At 33.5% G+C, this 16,148-nt stretch carries 17 protein-coding genes; 4 read left to right on the forward strand and 13 right to left on the reverse strand.

The genetic code is table 11. The features are described from left to right. Positions 1-36 precede the first annotated feature (36 nt). Positions 37-1,047 carry a YeiH family protein gene (locus tag RU87_RS07705; RefSeq protein ID WP_197456627.1) on the reverse strand — a complete coding sequence of 337 codons (1,011 nt, stop codon included), beginning with the start codon at positions 1,045-1,047 and terminating at the stop codon, positions 37-39. Positions 1,048-1,168: 121 nt separating this feature from the next. On the opposite strand from RU87_RS07705, the gene RU87_RS07710 reads away from it, so the two are divergent. Further along, on the forward strand, positions 1,169-2,041 hold the full coding sequence (locus tag RU87_RS07710; RefSeq protein ID WP_068164082.1) for a LysR family transcriptional regulator: 873 nt from the start codon (positions 1,169-1,171) through the stop codon (positions 2,039-2,041). Between the two features lie 108 nt (positions 2,042-2,149). Here the strand turns inward: RU87_RS07710 and RU87_RS07715 are convergent, their stop codons facing one another. After that, a complete protein-coding gene (locus RU87_RS07715) occupies positions 2,150-3,100 on the reverse strand; it encodes an IS30 family transposase (RefSeq protein ID WP_068164079.1) in 951 nt (316 codons plus the stop codon). 780 nt (positions 3,101-3,880) lie between these two features. On the opposite strand from RU87_RS07715, the gene RU87_RS07720 reads away from it, so the two are divergent. Together RU87_RS07720 and ktrA are read left to right on the forward strand one after the other, a co-directional pair. Continuing rightward, a complete protein-coding gene (locus RU87_RS07720; RefSeq protein ID WP_068164075.1) occupies positions 3,881-5,227 on the forward strand; it encodes a TrkH family potassium uptake protein in 1,347 nt (448 codons plus the stop codon). A 12-nt stretch (positions 5,228-5,239) separates the two neighbouring features. Next, entirely contained in the window at positions 5,240-5,911 is a 672-nt protein-coding gene (gene ktrA / locus RU87_RS07725; RefSeq protein WP_068164073.1) for a potassium uptake transporter gating subunit KtrA, read from the forward strand. Positions 5,912-6,168: 257 nt separating this feature from the next. On the opposite strand, the gene RU87_RS07730 is transcribed toward ktrA, so the two are convergent. The 8 genes from RU87_RS07730 to RU87_RS07765 form a co-directional block, all read right to left on the reverse strand. Then, positions 6,169-6,420, reverse strand: a complete 252-nt coding sequence (locus RU87_RS07730; RefSeq protein WP_031366110.1) for a metal-sensitive transcriptional regulator — start codon at positions 6,418-6,420, stop codon at positions 6,169-6,171. 254 nt (positions 6,421-6,674) lie between these two features. Then, on the reverse strand, positions 6,675-9,137 hold the full coding sequence (locus RU87_RS07735; RefSeq protein WP_068164070.1) for an FAD-dependent oxidoreductase: 2,463 nt from the start codon (positions 9,135-9,137) through the stop codon (positions 6,675-6,677). Between the two features lie 26 nt (positions 9,138-9,163). Next, entirely contained in the window at positions 9,164-10,825 is a 1,662-nt protein-coding gene (locus RU87_RS07740; protein WP_068164068.1) for an FAD-dependent oxidoreductase, read from the reverse strand. After that, the gene (locus RU87_RS07745; protein WP_031366113.1) at positions 10,826-11,137 is read right to left on the reverse strand and encodes a rhodanese-like domain-containing protein; all 312 of its coding nucleotides are present in this window, start codon (positions 11,135-11,137) and stop codon (positions 10,826-10,828) included. Next, positions 11,137-11,424, reverse strand: a complete 288-nt coding sequence (locus tag RU87_RS07750) for a rhodanese-like domain-containing protein (protein WP_047916016.1) — start codon at positions 11,422-11,424, stop codon at positions 11,137-11,139. Before RU87_RS07750 ends, RU87_RS07745 begins: the two co-directional genes overlap by 1 nt. A 234-nt stretch (positions 11,425-11,658) precedes the next feature. Beyond that, entirely contained in the window at positions 11,659-12,105 is a 447-nt protein-coding gene (locus RU87_RS07755; RefSeq protein ID WP_068164065.1) for a hypothetical protein, read from the reverse strand. A 44-nt stretch (positions 12,106-12,149) separates the two neighbouring features. Further along, complete coding sequence (locus tag RU87_RS07760) at positions 12,150-12,557, reverse strand: hypothetical protein (RefSeq protein ID WP_068164062.1); 408 nt, start codon at positions 12,555-12,557, stop codon at positions 12,150-12,152. Positions 12,558-12,827: 270 nt separating this feature from the next. Next, on the reverse strand, positions 12,828-13,277 hold the full coding sequence (locus tag RU87_RS07765; RefSeq protein WP_068164060.1) for a hypothetical protein: 450 nt from the start codon (positions 13,275-13,277) through the stop codon (positions 12,828-12,830). Positions 13,278-13,914: 637 nt separating this feature from the next. On the opposite strand from RU87_RS07765, the gene RU87_RS07770 reads away from it, so the two are divergent. Continuing rightward, on the forward strand, positions 13,915-14,082 hold the full coding sequence (locus RU87_RS07770; RefSeq protein ID WP_082782192.1) for a DUF3042 family protein: 168 nt from the start codon (positions 13,915-13,917) through the stop codon (positions 14,080-14,082). Between the two features lie 75 nt (positions 14,083-14,157). On the opposite strand, the gene RU87_RS07775 is transcribed toward RU87_RS07770, so the two are convergent. The 3 genes from RU87_RS07775 to lgt all read right to left on the reverse strand — a co-directional run bounded on the left by RU87_RS07775 (position 14,158) and on the right by lgt (position 16,148). Beyond that, the gene (locus RU87_RS07775; protein WP_068164057.1) at positions 14,158-14,739 is read right to left on the reverse strand and encodes a YtxH domain-containing protein; all 582 of its coding nucleotides are present in this window, start codon (positions 14,737-14,739) and stop codon (positions 14,158-14,160) included. Between the two features lie 91 nt (positions 14,740-14,830). Continuing rightward, positions 14,831-15,259: a DUF948 domain-containing protein gene (locus tag RU87_RS07780; RefSeq protein ID WP_068164054.1), complete on the reverse strand. Its 429-nt coding sequence runs from the start codon at positions 15,257-15,259 to the stop codon at positions 14,831-14,833. A gap of 91 nt (positions 15,260-15,350) precedes the next feature. Next, the gene (gene lgt, locus RU87_RS07785) at positions 15,351-16,148 is read right to left on the reverse strand and encodes a prolipoprotein diacylglyceryl transferase (RefSeq protein ID WP_068164051.1); all 798 of its coding nucleotides are present in this window, start codon (positions 16,146-16,148) and stop codon (positions 15,351-15,353) included.

The following is a 16,148-nucleotide window of genomic DNA, read 5'->3' on the forward strand; positions in this document are numbered from 1 at the left end:
GTTTGATTTTCAAACTTCGCAACAGAACCTTTTTAATTAACTAATCTTAAACAAATAAATAAATAAAAGTGCCGCAAGTGTTTGAACTAGGCCGACGAGTACCCCATAAGTTAAAAAGCTAAGCCCTTCTTTCATGAATTTTTTGAAATCCAGTCTCAAGCCAATCGCAGCCAATGCGATTGTTTCAAACCATGTACCAATTTGATGTGCACCATCATTGAAAAAATGTGGTAGTTTGACACCACTATTTAGGATACAAACAATTAAAAATGCGATAACATACCAGGGAATCGAGACTTTTTTTAGATTTTTAACTTGCATCGTCCCTTTCTTTTTCGCCCGTTGTTGAAACACAAAAACAACAACAACTAAAAATAGTATTCGAGTGATTTTAAATAACATGGCATAACTAACTGTTTCTTGGTTGACTAAACTGGCACCTGCAACAACTTGTCCAACAGATTGTAAAGTGCCTCCCAATAAGGCACTATTCGCTAATAAGTGATTCCCATATAGCATTGCCCCCAACAATGGTAAAGTCAGCATCATGACCGTTCCTAACAAATTAACAAGTGTAATGACTTGGCCTTTTTCTTCATCTTTTGCACCAATACTTGGGGCAATGGCACCAATTGCTGAAGACCCACAGACGGCGTTCCCACCAGCCATCATCGTTGACATATTGTCAGAAAAACCTAAACGTTTGCCAATTAAAATGGCCGAAATAATTACAGTTGCCATCATCGCCATAATATAGCCTAAACCATTCAATCCCAAACGACTAATTGTTTGAAAAGTTACAGTAAAGCCTAACAAGACGACTGAATATTCTAGCAAAACGCTCTCAGAAAATTTCGTCCCAACTTCTAAAACTTCTTGCTTAAAAAAAATATTACCTAATACAATGCCGAAAAGAATCGCAAGCGTTGCGCCACCTAAATCTGGTAAAAAAATAGCACATATTTTGGCAATGATTGCTACTAAGATGGATAAGCCTAATCCTGGTAGAATTGTTTTATATTGATGTAATAACTCATGTCTCATCATATTTTTTCTCCTTCTGTTCCGATAAATAATTAATTTCTATTACTATTATAAAACAATACTTCCATTATTTTGATTAATTGATATAATAGCTTTAATCAAAAAAAATGATGGGAGCGGATCAATGTTCAAAAAATTATCAACTTTTAAGGTAGTTTATGAAACAAAAAATTTCTCCAAAGCCGCTGAGCTCTTATTCGTCGTACAGCCTACGGTTTCTGCGCAAATTAAACAATTAGAGAATGAATTAGGAACGACACTTTTCATACGTAATGGCAGAAAAGAAGTCTTAGCGACGCCACAAGCTGATTTACTATATCAGAAAACAGGAAATCTATTAGATGATTGGGAAGACTTAAAATTCGAGATACAAAATCGAAAAGATAAACTAACAAATTGTAACATCGCTGCATCTCATACATTTTCTATTTATTTATTACCCGATTTAATCATCAATTTAAAACAGTGCTTTCCAAACATTTCTTTTAGTATTAAAATGATGAACTCACTAGAGGTTCTAAATGCACTAGAACATCATGACATTGACTTTGGTTTTATTGAAAAGCCCTTATCGGCCAAAAATATACGTCGATTGCCTTTGTTTAACGATCAGCTCGTCTTAGCAGGCAATCCTTCGATAGGACCTTGGCTTATCCGAGAAAAAACATCTGGTGTCTACTATTACACACAACGGTACTTAGAAGAAAACGATATTCAAAAAGAAACCATGACCGTCCAAAATAATGAAATCATTATTGCACTTCTTAAAAAAGGGTTTGGCTGTTCTATTATCTCTCAACGTGCAGCTAAAGGGCTAGTTTATCAAAAACTATCAGAAAAATATAGTCGTCAGTTTTATTTAATCACCCGAGAACAGGATGCCTCCTCAGAATTAACAAGCGTCACGCGATGGATTCAAAAAAAATCTGATTTTAAAACAAAAAGCAGCAAACATATTTCTAAAGCTGATACCGCTTTGGGTAATAATAGGAACTGATGATGTGCGATAATAAAAGTAGTTGATACAAAAATCATCTATCATCAAAAAGAAAAGCAAGCCATTCAATTAATTTGCTTGAATAGCTTGGCAAATTGCAAGTCCAAGTTAGCCACCCAGATAAACCTGTATCGGCGTGCTGTAATTAAACATTTTTCTTGGATAGTTATTCATCCAAATTTCAATTTGAGCGACCTCTTTCGTGGTCGTTTTTATTGTGCCTTTAGGCAAAAATCTACGAATCATGCGATTGTGATTCTCGTTAGTTCCTCTTTCCCAACTAGAATAGGCATGAGCATAGTAAATATCACAATTAACTGCCTCAGATAAACGAGCAAATTCAGTACCATTATCAGCTGTAATGGACTTAAATTGAAAATTTTGAGTTAATGCCTTAAGCTCAGAATTAACTGCCTCAGAAGATTTATCAGCGATTATTCTGATAATCTCCAAACGACTTTTTCGCTCTGTCAAAGTCAATAAAACCTTGTTTTTAGCCCTTGTTAAGACGACAGTATCAATTTCCCAATGCCCTAACTCATTGCGCCTGTTTATATCTTCAGGACGTTCTTCAATGGATTTACCGTAAACTCTAGGATTAGCTGAAACCGTCTTGATAACTTTTGTCTTATGTGGATAAAGCATATCTTTACGTTTCAAGCCTAATTTGCCATTATAAATCCAGTTGTAAATGCTTGAGTAGCTGATTTGACCATTGAATTTAGCTTTAGCGATCACTTCTGGAGAGACCTTAGCCTTGATGTAATGGACAATTTTTTCCAATACCAGCTTATCAAGCTTTGTGTTTTTAATAGACTTTTTTCGTTGCTTATGGTACTGTTGATGCGCATACTCGCTACTATAGACGATATGATACGCTCTAAAGGTATCCATTTGTTGGACTTGTCCTCGCTTGACTTCATTATTGATTGTTTGATGGCTACGACCTAATAACTTAGCAATCTGACGTCGACTCATCCCTTCTTTAAACCATTTTTCGATAAGTTGTCGTTCAGCTAGTGACAAATGGTTATAAGTTGTGGTATAATTTTCTTGCATCTCAAAGCTCCTATGACTGGTATCTGTTTAATTACAGCATAGCATCTTTGAGGTGTTTTTTAGTGGGAAAATTTTTTCCCTGAGGTGGCTAACTTCATTTTACAATTTGGGTTCTTTATTCAACTAAGCAATGGTGTGAACTTTTAGTATTAGTTAGCTCAATTCACGTATTTTTAAGGTAAAATTCACACCATTCAGTTGAAACTAATTGAAATCAATTGAAATTACTAAAATTGAAAATTCAGGAGAACCATGATTTTCAAGCTCTTTGAAAATTATATAAGCGAGTGTTTTTGAAAGCAGGTCTTAAGATACCCTGTAATACATCTTTTGAATAAAAAATAAAGTCTACCAGTTTTTTTCATGCTGCTAGACTTTATTTTTTATTCAACTAATGATTTTTGAATTGCTTGGTTAGTTTTTTGGTTAGTTTCGTATTTTCAGTAAAATATATTTTAAAAGACCCATTATAGACACCGATTTTCAAAGAGAAAATGTTATAATTAAATTAATTCAAAATCTTTTTTTGAGAAAAGAATATCACCAGAAATACTTGAAATACCTAGGTTAGAAATCTTAATCCAACAAGCATAAAAGATACTCAATTATTTTTCAGTGTATCAACGGATTATCTATTAATAAAAACAATCGTTACATTTATATCAATGATGTGTTCAAAAAAATCACTAGGAAGTTACTCAACATATAAATTCAATTTGCATGATTATACTGATGTCTTAAGGAGGAGATGTGAAATTTTTTTTGATTAAATCTTGGTGAATTACCCGACAGATAACTTTCAGTTTTGCTTTAGTCATCCTGATTGGAAGCGTTCTTTTATCTTTGCCTATTTCCCAATATCAAAATAACTATCATACTACCTATCTTGATAATCTTTTTAATGTCATTTCTATGGTTTGTGTAACAGGGCTTTCAATTGCACCAATTTCAGAAATTTACAACGGCATCGGTCAAACTATTTCAATTATTTTGATGCAGATAGGTGGTCTAGGATTAATTACTTTGATTGCCTTTGGTGTATTTGCTCTTCAAAAAAAAATGAATTTCGCAGGTCATACCCTCTTACAATCTGCACTTAATCGAAAAGATAGTAAAAATCTCAAAGAATATCTATTTTTTGCATATAAAACAACGATAATCATTGAGTCTCTATTTGGGATTATTATCATGACTGATTTTATTCCACGGTTTGGAATAAAACATGGCATTTTTAACAGTATATTTTTAACTGTTTCTGCTTTTTGTAATGCTGGATTTGATAATTTTGGCTCATCAAGTTTAAATACTTTTGTTTTAAACCCCACCATTAATTTTTCAGTCTCAGCATTAATAATATTTGGCGGGATTGGTTTTGCAGTTTGGGACGATGTCATTGCAAATCTAAAACGACTCTTTTTTTCTAAACCAGTAGGTCATGGTGTTTTTTATAAAAAATTATCCAACCAAACTCGTTTGATACTGCAAACAACAGTTATTATTTTATTTTTAGGTACACTATTAACATGGTACTTAGAGAAAGATAACCCCAAAACAATTAGTAATTATACCTTTCCCCAACAAATAATGGTCAGCTTTTTTCAGACTGTAACTATGCGTACTGCAGGATTTTCAACTATTTCATTTAAAGACACATTCGCACCTACAAATTTCATTTATATGTTTCAAATGATTATTGGTGGGGGACCTGGTGGAACTGCTGGCGGAATTAAAGTAACGACCTTTGCAATTGCTTTTCTTCTTATAAAATCGGAACTCGTTGGGCAATCATTGGTAACTTTTAGTCACCGTGTTATTGCTAGTAAAACAGTTAAACAAACCATATCGGTATTGCTTTTCTTCTTTACTATTGTTGTTATTGGTTATACCTTATTGTTAAGCTTTGAACCTAACTTAGATCCCTTTTCTTTGCTTTTCGAAACTATTTCGGCTATGAATACTGTTGGCGTTACAATGGATTTGACTTCAAAATTGTCGACACAGGGAAGGATAATCATTATGTTACTGATGTTTATTGGTCGTGTAGGCCCTATAACATTCCTGTTTAGTTTGATTCAAAAGAAGGAAAAGAACATTAATTATGCTGAAACTGATATTTTAGTCGGATAAGGAGATTTTAATATGAAAAAAAAATTGGTGGGAGTTTTAGGTCTAGGAATTTTTGGGCGTGCTGTTGCTAGACAGCTTAGTCAATTTGATCAAGATGTCATTGCCGTTGACATGAAAGAAAATATTGTTAATGAATTTGGAAATATTGTCACCAAAGCTGTAATCGGAGATATAACTGATAAAAATTTTCTGTTAGCTGTCGGACTTGACCATTGTGAAACAGTAGTTGTTGCAACTGGGAATAACTTGGAGTCTTCTGTTCTTGCGATTCTTAATTGTAAAAAAATTGGAATTCCTATAATTATAGCCAAAGCCAAGAACAAAATTTATGAAGAAGTATTATATGGCATTGGTGCAACGGATGTCATTTCTCCTGAAAGAGATTCTGGAAAACAAGTTGCATCAAATATACTTAAACATCATATCGAAAATATCATCTATTTAGAAAATCATGTTTCTATCATTAATTTTAAGATCCCCGAATCTTGGGTAGGGAAAAATTTAGCAGAATTGAGTATCCGTCAAAAATATGAACTAAATATTATCGGCACAAGACTCCATAAAGGAGGTCATTTAAAACTTAATGTTGACCCTAATACCCCTCTACCTCCTAATATCATTTTAGTTGGTATTGCTAATGACCATACTTTCGAAAAATTTGATTACCTTGGTTATCTCAAATAAATAATTGAAACAATATTTTCATCTAATCTAACATACTAAGACAAGAAATTATCTTGTCTTAGTAGTACTCCCGATAACTTGGACTAAATATCCAAAATATGGGGAGTTTTATTAAAATATGTCATACATAAAAAAGAATTTCGAGCATAGTTTATCCCGAAATTCTTTTTTATCATCTTATATGAAATATGGGTTCTAATACTATATTTTATGTGTATTAGTCATAGCATTGTTCTAATTAATCTATCACCTATAGATCATTTCTTGATAATCATTTTAATTGCTTGTTCTATTTTAATGTCCTTATCAGACGAGTCATCGAGTAAACAAGACTTAAGATTCTCTGCAACAATTACTCCAATCAAACTATCAAGACTTGAACGAACAGCAGAAAGCTGTGTAATAACATCAACACACTCCCTATCTTCCTCCATCATCCGCAAGATACCTTGAAGTTGACCTGTAGCACGTTTAATTCGATTTTCCATTTTGTTATTATAACTATTCATATAAAAATTATACACTCTTCTTAACTTCCAAACTCAACAATAATCTCTTGAATTGAGCATTTGATTACAATTCTTCTATTTTTCACTTCTTTTCCAATTTCTTGACTCGTCAGGTTGACATACCTTCAATATTAATAGCAAATGGTGTATTGAAATTTTCATCTACGGTTAGTTTGCAATTTAACCGTAGATTCAGACAACTCCCCAACAAGTCCTTGCAAGATGTGAAAGTATTATCGCCGATATACAATTATTTATATAAATAATTGCATGTTAGCTTCTTCACTGTCTCCAATAAATGTTGCAACACCGCCATACTCTACCCAATCAAAAAGTTCTACTTTATCAATTCCCATAATGTCCATGCTCATAGTACAAGCAACAAATTTTACTCCCAATTGATGAGCTTTTTCAATCATGATAGGTAAAGCATCAACATTTTTTTGTTTCATCACTTCTTTAATCATCGCAGATCCCATGCCTGCCATGTTCATTTTAGAAATCGGCATTTGATTAGCTTGGCTCGGCAACATTATATCAAAAAGCTTTGCTATACCTTTTTTCTTAATTTTGACATTCTTTTTAAGCAAATTTAAGCCCCAGAAGGTGCAAAAAATGGTTACCTCTTTACCAAATGAAGCTGCACCTGTTGCAATAATCATACTAGCAAGTGCCTTATCGAGATCACCAGAAAAAAGAACAATTGTTGCTCCTTTTGGAGTCGTGGTCATTGTACCTTCAGATATCTTTGATAATGCCTTTAAGACTTCATCGGGATTTTCTTTTCCCTTTAAAACAGTTGCAACAATTTTATTGCCTTCAATTTCGTTTTTGATAACTGTATTACCTGTTGCTTTTGCCCAATTTTCAATATCCGCAGCGAAACCAAAGTCACTCGCCTTAATATTCAAACGTTGACCTAATTCCATTTTGTCGATATTTTCTTTGACCTTTAATATTGGGCCTGGACACTGGAGACCGCAAGCATCAAGTTCTATATCTTCACCATTAAAAGTTTGCGAAGTTTTTGGCTTATCAAGATTTTCAGACTTGAATGTAATATTCCGAAGTTGATATTTACTATTTTTATAAGTTTTATATCCACCATCAAGATTTTTCACTTCAAATCCTTCTTGCATAAGAATTCTTGCTGCATTGTAGCCACGTGCCCCGACTTGACAATACACATATATCGTTTGATCTTTTGGCAATTCGTTGAGACGATCTCGAAGTTGGTTCAATGGTATTTGAATGCCACCTTCAATAAAGCCAGTAGCTAACTCAAAATCTTCCCGCACATCAAGGAAATATGCACCAGCTGCTTTCAAATCCGAAATTTCTGACCATTGAAAAGTTGAGACTTTCTCACGCATCATATTATCCGCTGTATACCCTAACATATTGACCGGATCTTTGGCGGATGAATAAGGAGGTGCATAAGATAATTCAATTTTTGCTAAATCTGGTGCTTTCGCGCCAAATTTCATCGCAGTCGCTATTACATCAATACGCTTTTCAACGCCTTCTACCCCGACAGCTTGAGCCCCAAAAATCTTACCATCTTTTCTTCCAAACAAGAGCTTCAGTGCTATAGGAGAAGCACCTGGATAATATCCTGCGTGTGAATTTGGATGAATATGAATTACTTCATACTCAATCCCTTGACTCTTGAGTAAACGCTCTGAATTGCCTGTTCCCGCTACTGTGAGCTCAAAAACTTTTGCAACAGAAGTCCCTTGCGTTCCTGTATATTCAGCTTCCATTCCGTTGATGACATCTGCTACCAAACGCCCTTGACGGTTTGCAGGCCATGCTAGTGGAATATTGGTAGGAAGGCCAGAAACCGCATCTTCAACTTCAATCACATCACCAATAGCATATATATCAGCGTAATTTGTTCTCATTTGCCGGTCAACTTTGATAGCCCCTTTAAAACCAAGCTCAATATTCGCATCTTTTGCAAGTGAATTTTCGGGAACTACACCGATTGATAAAATCGTCATATCGGTATCTAATATTTGTCCATCATTGAGTTCAATTTTCATGCCATTATCATGAAAAGACTTTAACCCATTGTTAAGAAGGAGTTTTACACCATGCATATTAATCTGACTATGGAGCATTTGAGCAAGTTCTATATCAATATTAGGCATGACTTGTGGTGACATTTCAATAAGTTGAACATTAAGTCCAAGTTCAACAAGATTCTCCATCATCTCAAGACCAATAAAACCACCCCCAATAACGGTTGCAGTTTTAATATTAAATTTAGATATATGTGCTTTAATCTTATCCATATCCGGAATATTTCGCAAAGTGAACACATTCTTTGCATTAGAAAGACCTGGAATCTGAGGTATAATTGCTTTTGCACCTGTTGATATAATTAATTTATCAAAGTTTTCTTCATAAGTTTCGCCAGTTTCCTGATTTTTAACAATTATTTTATGATCCTCAGGATGAACTTCTAACACTTCACTGAGTACTCGAATATCAAGATTATACTGTGCACTCATCCCTTCTGGTGTTTGAAGCAATAAATCCTCTCGTTCTTTAATAACTTTCCCAACATGATAAGGCAAACCACAATTAGCGAAAGAAATATATGGTCCTTTTTCAAAGAGAACTATCTCGTCTTCTTCTGATAATCGACGTAAACGGGTTGCAGCAGTAGCACCACCAGCAACACCACCAATAATTACAATTTTTTTAGACATTTTTTAACTTTCCTATTTAGTTATTTTTAATTTTTTTGTGTTGGTTTTTCTATCAGCTCTTGTGTGGCTTTGCTGTATAGACCGTAAGCACCATCAAGATTTTTTACATCAAAGCCTTCTTGCTTCATAATTCGTTCTGCATTGTAGCTTCGCAATCCTGATTGGCAACTCACAATATAGGATTTTGTTTTATCAAGTTCCCCTAGTCTTGAACGTAATTCATCAAGAGGAATATTTACTGAATGGACAAATTTTCCTCTTGCTATCTCATCAGGGTTTCTAACATCAAGTAATATTTTTCCTTGAAGCAATTCTTTTGCAAGCTCATGCCATTGAATGTTGGATGATTGCCCAAGCGCAATATTCATTGCAGCATAGCCAACCATATTGACAGGATCTTTAGCTGAACCAAATGGTGGTGCATAAGTGAACTCTAATTCAGGTAAATCAAAGATTGTCAATCCTGCTTTTATCGCAGTTGAAAGAATGTCTATGCGCTTGTCAATACCTTTTTGACCAACTGCTTGAGCACCATATATTTCGCCATTATCAGGGTTAAATATGAGTTTCAATGTAATTGCACTCGCCCCTGGATAATACCCTGCATGATCATTCGCAGTAATATGAATTGCTTTATAAGTTAAATTTGATAATTGAACTTGACGCTCCGACAAGCCTGTACTTGCAGCCTGTAAATTAAATACACGTACGATTGCTGTACCTTGTGAACCTTTATTTTTAGATGATAATCCCGAAATAATATCAGCTACTTGTCTTCCTTGACGATTTGCTGGACTAGCAAGTGAGATTAATGAATCTTGACCAATTTGATTTTTTACAACAATTGCATCTCCAACTGCATAAATATCTTTGATAGAAGTTTCGTATTGTTCATCAACAACAATACCATCTCGGAACCCGAGTTTAATACCAGCAAGTTTTGCAAGCGATGTTTCGGGCTTAATACCTACTGATAGGATTGTTAAATCTGATACTATCACTTCACCGCTATCAAGTAAAATCTCATTACCCGAAAATTTAACAGCTTCTGCATTCGTCAAAACCTTAACACTATTTTTTGTAAGTTCTTCATTGACAAAAGCTGCCATCTCAGCATCAATCGGTGGTAAGACATGAGGAGCTTTTTCTACAATTGTTACTTGTAATCCACGATTTGCTAGATTTTCAGCCATTTCAAGGCCTATAAAGCCTGCCCCAATAATTGTCGCCCTTTTAGGATTATTCATCTTTATGAACTCAACAATCCTATCAACATCAGGAATATTGCGTAACGTAAAAATGTTTTCAGAGTCATTCAAACCAATAATATCGGGCAAAAATGGTCTTGCTCCAGGAGATAAAATTAATTTGTCATAGCTTTCGATGTATTCTTCTCCTTCTGAAAGGACTGTCACTGTTTTTGTTTCGCTATCAATTTTTACAACTTCAGATTTTTCACGAACATCAATGTTAAATCGTTTTTTCAAGGCTGTAGCCGATTGAACTATGAGTCCTTCACGCTCTTTTATTTCTCCGCTTACATAATAAGGCAAACCACAGTTTGCAAATGAGACATAAGGCCCTTTCTCAAATACAATTATTTCAGCATCTTCATTTAATCGACGCAAACGGGTTGCTGCAGACATCCCACCGGCAACTCCACCGATAATCAAAAATCTCTTTGTCATTTAGTTTACCATTTTTCCTTTCCATGCCATCATGCCACCATTTACATTTACAACATCCAACCCCTTTTTTTTCAAAATTTTATAAGCTCGACGAGATCGCATACCAGACTGACAAATCACTGCAACTCTCACCCCTTTAGGGGCTGTAAATGAGCTAATCTGACCTAAAGGAATGTTTCTAGAGCCTTTGATATGTCCAGAAGCATACTCGCTTGTTTCTCGTACATCAATCAACTGCATCTTTTTCGTTTTCAAAGCTACAGACAAATCAGAAGTTGAGATAGCATCTATTTTCTTAAACCAATTAAACATTAATATTCTAACACTCCTCTGAATGATGATGTTCCGCCTTGAACATTAGTAATAGTTAACCCTTGCATTTCAAGCCATTGACAGACATTTGTTGAACGCGCACCAGATTGACAAATAATGTAGTCTCCTTCTTTTATTTCGCTTACGCGCCCTTCTATTTCACTCATCGGGATATTAATCGCACCTGGAACATGTCCATTACTGTATTCGTAGCCTTCACGCACATCAATCACTCGAATATTCTCCGAAAGCTTAGTTTTAAGTTCTTCTGCTGTTATATTTTTCACCTTACAACCTCCAATATATTTATATACTCATTATATACCCATAAGGGTATATTTGCAACTAATTAGAATCAGTTATAGATTGTCTTATGTTCACTTCAATCTGGCATTATACATTTAGGTCACCTCTAATAACATTATTTCTGATAAATTTGGTTCAACTCCTTATCATGAGTCAGATTATTTCTATGAGTAAATAAAAAACGATTAGATTTTTCTATCTATCGTTTTTTTAAATCATTTACTAGATTGTTCATTTTCATCATGTATCAACGACTGAAATTTCATCTCTTTTATCTCAGCAACATTTGAAAAATGTTTAACACCCATTTCAACAGCCATGTATAGAAATAAAGTATATCCTAAACTCAAAACAAGAATCGTCAATCTCATAGATAAAGAAAATTCTACATATCCACCGAAAAGTTCCCCAGTTACAAAGAAAAATGAAATTGCACCAATAACATTAATGACTATCAATATTATATTAAAAATACTAAAAAAATCAACTATATTTTTAGATTTTGTGTCTAAAAATTCAGTATTTTTTTGTTCAATTTCAACTATGTTCTTTTTTCTTTCCTCATATTTTTCAATCGCTTCCTGAGTAATTTTCTCATGACAATATTCACAATAATCCTCATTTGGACTTGTAAATCTTCCACAGTTACTACATTCAATCATAATATTCCCTGCACATAAACTATATCATGATTTGCACTCACAACTCAATTTTTAAGATTCTTTGTTTCTAGCAAATCCATAATTAAAAATATAATTCCTAAACTAGTTGACAGCCAGAATCCGATTCCATAAAATTGTAGATAAACCTTACCTCCTGCTATAATAGAAGGTGAAAGTTGTAATAAAGAAAACCATATGAAACTTGTTAATAGGATGATATTACCATATTGTCTGTATTTTTTTATAAAAAATCTTAAAATAATATAGCTAATAATGGATAGAACAAGTAAGATTAGCGTTAGCCATTCCTTATCATTGAATGGCGACTTAACAACTGTTTGAAAAGCATTATAAGAGGTAAATTTAAAATGACTCTCTGCACTTGGATATTTGGTATATGTCAAAAATAAGCTAAGAAAATATACCAGTAAGACATAATTAGATTTTTTCATATAATTCACCTCATCCAAATGACCACGCAGTATTATTTAACACAACATTCCAAGTAGAAGAATTCCGTATTAAATTAACAGTGTAAACAGCTCCACCTACAGTAGCCCCCTGTTGCTCATATGGAAAAGAAACACTTCTACTCCATGAGTTTGAGGTACCTAATTCATATTTTGCTGAATACCCCCCCAAACCTGCTTGGTTAATAGAAATATTTGAAGAAGTTACTCGAATACTTTGATCCCCAATAGTATAGTTTCCAGATACACTTGTTATTTTTTTGTTGTACCACTTTTTAACCAGTTGATTGTTGTGGAGATTTTAACTCCTATTGTTGAATCCCATTTGCTACCTGTAGTAGAGTTTGCAAAGACTTTTTTACCAACAATAAAGCCAAAGACATCTAGATTGTTAATAACATTATCATTTTCGATGTCTTTTACTTCATTAAGGAAAGTCACGTAATTTGTTACACCTGAAACCTCTTCTTTACTTTTTGATATAATTTTTTCATCAACTATAACTGGAGCAACCAACTCCTGTGTACCAGATGATAAATATGCTCCATTGCTAATTTTATATTTAACATGTTTGCTATCATCTACAAAAATTTTTTGAGCAGAGTCAGGTATCTCTAAAACATCATCAGCGTAAGAAATACTAGTGTTTACAAAAATTAAAGAAGCCATAATTGTAATTAGTACAAATAATCTTTTTTTCATATAATGCACCTTTCGTGTAAGAAAATTTTGAATATACTATTCATCAGCAAAATAAGTAGATTCAAAACTAGAGGCAGAAAATAAAAGAATAATTATGTTACACCTACATTGTAACATAGTTATATAAAAAATATTATATGGAAATTATTATATATAAATTGAAATAATATAAGATAAATTGTTAAATGAAGTTAGCCATACATAACCATATAAATTTGGTACTTATAATTTATCATTCGTGAATCTATGAAAATGCTATATGAAAAATACGACTTCACTACAGACACAAATTACCAACAAATCATAGATAATTTAAATCTTCCCTATAATTTAGACGGTATTATAATTGATGAATTTAATAACATTATTTCTGATAAACTTGGTTTAACTCCTTATCATGAGTCAGATTGTTTCTATGAATAACATCTTTTGAATACAAAATAAAGTCTATCAGTTTTTTTCTTGCTGATAGACTTTATTTTGTATTCAACTAATGATTTTTCGATTGCTTGGTTAGTTTCTTGGTTAATTTACATTAATTTTCAAGCATTAAACAAACAGAGCTTGAATCTACAACACTTTTAAGTAAGAAGATGTTATAATTAAATTATAACATATTTAAAAGGAGGATTTCGGCATGAACAAATTTGGTAAAGGTATCATTACAGGTGTTGTTGCAACGATTGCGACAACTGCTGCTGGTGTATTTGCAGTTAAGAAAACAATTATTGACCCTGAACTTAAAAAAGAAGAATTCGTAAACGAGAACCGTCGCAAAGCAGCACGCAAACGTATTTCTCACTAAGCATTATCGAACGATTCACTTATTTAATCCATAAAAAAAGGCCTATCAGTTGATAGCCTTTTTTTATCGCTATGTTTACTTGTTCAGTAACTCATGACCTTTATCCTCAACTTTGTCAGCAACTTCAACAACTTTTTCTGATGTTTCTTCAACTACATCAGCAGCTTGATCTAACAAATCTTCACCTTCTAACTCAAGGATAAAGTCTTCTTCTTCAGTATCACTCTCAGCATAACCTGATTTAAACTCGTTGACTTTATCAGCCAACTTATCTTTAGTCACTGTCAAAAAATCGATTACTTTATCTTTTGATAATTCTCCTGAATCAATCTTCGCTTTGATCTCTGTCTTTTTAGACAATAAGTAGGCTTTAGCTTTTTCCGCAGAAATTTCACCATTGTCATATTTTTCTTTGATATCATTAAATTTTTCTGTCGAAAAATCAACGATTTGTCCAGATTTTTCATCATAGAAATTTAAGGCAGAATCTTTCACTTCATTGATTTTACCTTTAGGATCTTCTTTATAATCCTGATAAAAATCTTTCACATCTTTGCGAAATCTTCTTCCTTCTTTTGGAGCTGTAACTAACGCTGCAACTGCACCACCAATAACACCTAAAATAGCACCTACTACAAAACCTGTTTTCTTAGCCATTCTTTTTCTCCTTTAAACTTTCAACATCATATGTTAACTTTTATCCATTAACATATCATTCATACGATTACGTCTCATTACCTAATGATATTTAGCGACTGACATAGTAGCTGTCATCATTTTTTTTCTTTTTATCTTTTTTACGGAATAACTTTCCAGCCCCTCGACCTAATGTCACCATAGCTGTTGCTTTGCCAACGTTGGAAGCTTTATTTTTCATCCGTGTAGCAAAATTATTTCCCGTATCATTTAGCTTAGATACCGTACCAGATAAATCTGCAACAGCAGTAAAGAGAGGATCTATAGTTGCCACTTTACCGTTAATATCCTCTAATAAAGTGTTTGTTTTCCCCATCAATGTGTCTGCTTGTTTCAACAATATATCGGTATCTTGTGTGACAACACTAATTGTCCGATTAATTTCATCCACAGTTTTCATTAGCTTAACGATTAAAACAATTAAAAAAATAACTAAAATTGAAATAGCAATAGCTATAATCATAAGTGCTATTTTACCCATAAGTACCTCTTTCTATACGCTACATAAGTTTTTATCCTGATACAACATTGTCATCAAACAGATACTATGCCTTAAATTAAATTATAACAAATTACTGGTTCTTAAGGAAATATTTATGTTTCAGATGATTGTGGCTGCATAAGATGACTCCTACTATCACCAAAACGACTGATAAGAGTTGTGAGACTCGAATGTTACCAAACATCAAACTATCTGTTCTCATTCCCTCAATCACAAAACGTCCGACACCATACCACATCAGGTAAAACGCAAAGATATCTCCTGATTTAAGGTGTTTTAAGCGATGTCTAAACACCATAACGATGGTGAAGCCTATCAAATTCCAGATAGACTCATATAAAAAAGTGGGGGTGCGATAATGATTATCTATAAACATTTGTTTTTGAATAAAATGAGGTAAAAAATTTAAAGACTGGACGATTTTCCCATAAGCTTCTTGGTTAAAGAAATTCCCCCATCGTCCCATAGACTGAGCAACTAAGACACCTGGTACAGCAATATCTAAAAAATCCAGTGGCGCAATCATCTTATAATATGAAAAGACCATCAAGGTAATTGCACCCGCAATTAACCCACCATAAATAGCTATCCCACCATGCCAGACTGCGATGATTTCACTTGGATTCTTACTATAATACCCTAAATCAAATAAGACATAGTAAAGTCTAGCACCGATAATCGCTATAGGAAAAGCAATTAAAATAAAATCTAAAATATCATCTGGTTTAATTTTCTTACTAGGGGCTTCACGCATAGCTAACCATACCGCTAAGATGACACCTGATACGATACAAAGCGCATACCATCTGATTTCAAATGGCCCCAGTTTTAAAGCAATCGGATTGATTGCAGATACTATATTTATCAT

Source organism: Pseudolactococcus plantarum (assembly GCF_002441715.1).
Taxonomy (GTDB): domain Bacteria; phylum Bacillota; class Bacilli; order Lactobacillales; family Streptococcaceae; genus Pseudolactococcus; species Pseudolactococcus plantarum.

What these genes read in the sequence shown, in the direction of transcription:
- RU87_RS07705 (WP_197456627.1), bottom strand. Translation starts at nt 1,047, where the DNA reads ATGATGAGACATGAGTTATTACATCAATATAAAACAATTCTACCAGGA.
- RU87_RS07710 (WP_068164082.1), top strand. Translation starts at nt 1,169, where the DNA reads ATGTTCAAAAAATTATCAACTTTTAAGGTAGTTTATGAAACAAAAAAT.
- RU87_RS07715 (WP_068164079.1), bottom strand. Translation starts at nt 3,100, where the DNA reads ATGCAAGAAAATTATACCACAACTTATAACCATTTGTCACTAGCTGAA.
- ktrA (WP_068164073.1), top strand. Translation starts at nt 5,240, where the DNA reads ATGAAAAAAAAATTGGTGGGAGTTTTAGGTCTAGGAATTTTTGGGCGT.
- RU87_RS07730 (WP_031366110.1), bottom strand. Translation starts at nt 6,420, where the DNA reads ATGAATAGTTATAATAACAAAATGGAAAATCGAATTAAACGTGCTACA.
- RU87_RS07735 (WP_068164070.1), bottom strand. Translation starts at nt 9,137, where the DNA reads ATGTCTAAAAAAATTGTAATTATTGGTGGTGTTGCTGGTGGTGCTACT.
- RU87_RS07740 (WP_068164068.1), bottom strand. Translation starts at nt 10,825, where the DNA reads ATGACAAAGAGATTTTTGATTATCGGTGGAGTTGCCGGTGGGATGTCT.
- RU87_RS07745 (WP_031366113.1), bottom strand. Translation starts at nt 11,137, where the DNA reads ATGTTTAATTGGTTTAAGAAAATAGATGCTATCTCAACTTCTGATTTG.
- RU87_RS07755 (WP_068164065.1), bottom strand. Translation starts at nt 12,105, where the DNA reads ATGATTGAATGTAGTAACTGTGGAAGATTTACAAGTCCAAATGAGGAT.
- RU87_RS07760 (WP_068164062.1), bottom strand. Translation starts at nt 12,557, where the DNA reads ATGAAAAAATCTAATTATGTCTTACTGGTATATTTTCTTAGCTTATTT.
- RU87_RS07765 (WP_068164060.1), bottom strand. Translation starts at nt 13,277, where the DNA reads ATGAAAAAAAGATTATTTGTACTAATTACAATTATGGCTTCTTTAATT.
- RU87_RS07770 (WP_082782192.1), top strand. Translation starts at nt 13,915, where the DNA reads ATGAACAAATTTGGTAAAGGTATCATTACAGGTGTTGTTGCAACGATT.
- RU87_RS07775 (WP_068164057.1), bottom strand. Translation starts at nt 14,739, where the DNA reads ATGGCTAAGAAAACAGGTTTTGTAGTAGGTGCTATTTTAGGTGTTATT.
- RU87_RS07780 (WP_068164054.1), bottom strand. Translation starts at nt 15,259, where the DNA reads ATGGGTAAAATAGCACTTATGATTATAGCTATTGCTATTTCAATTTTA.
- lgt (WP_068164051.1), bottom strand. Translation starts at nt 16,148, where the DNA reads ATGATAAATATAGTATCTGCAATCAATCCGATTGCTTTAAAACTGGGG.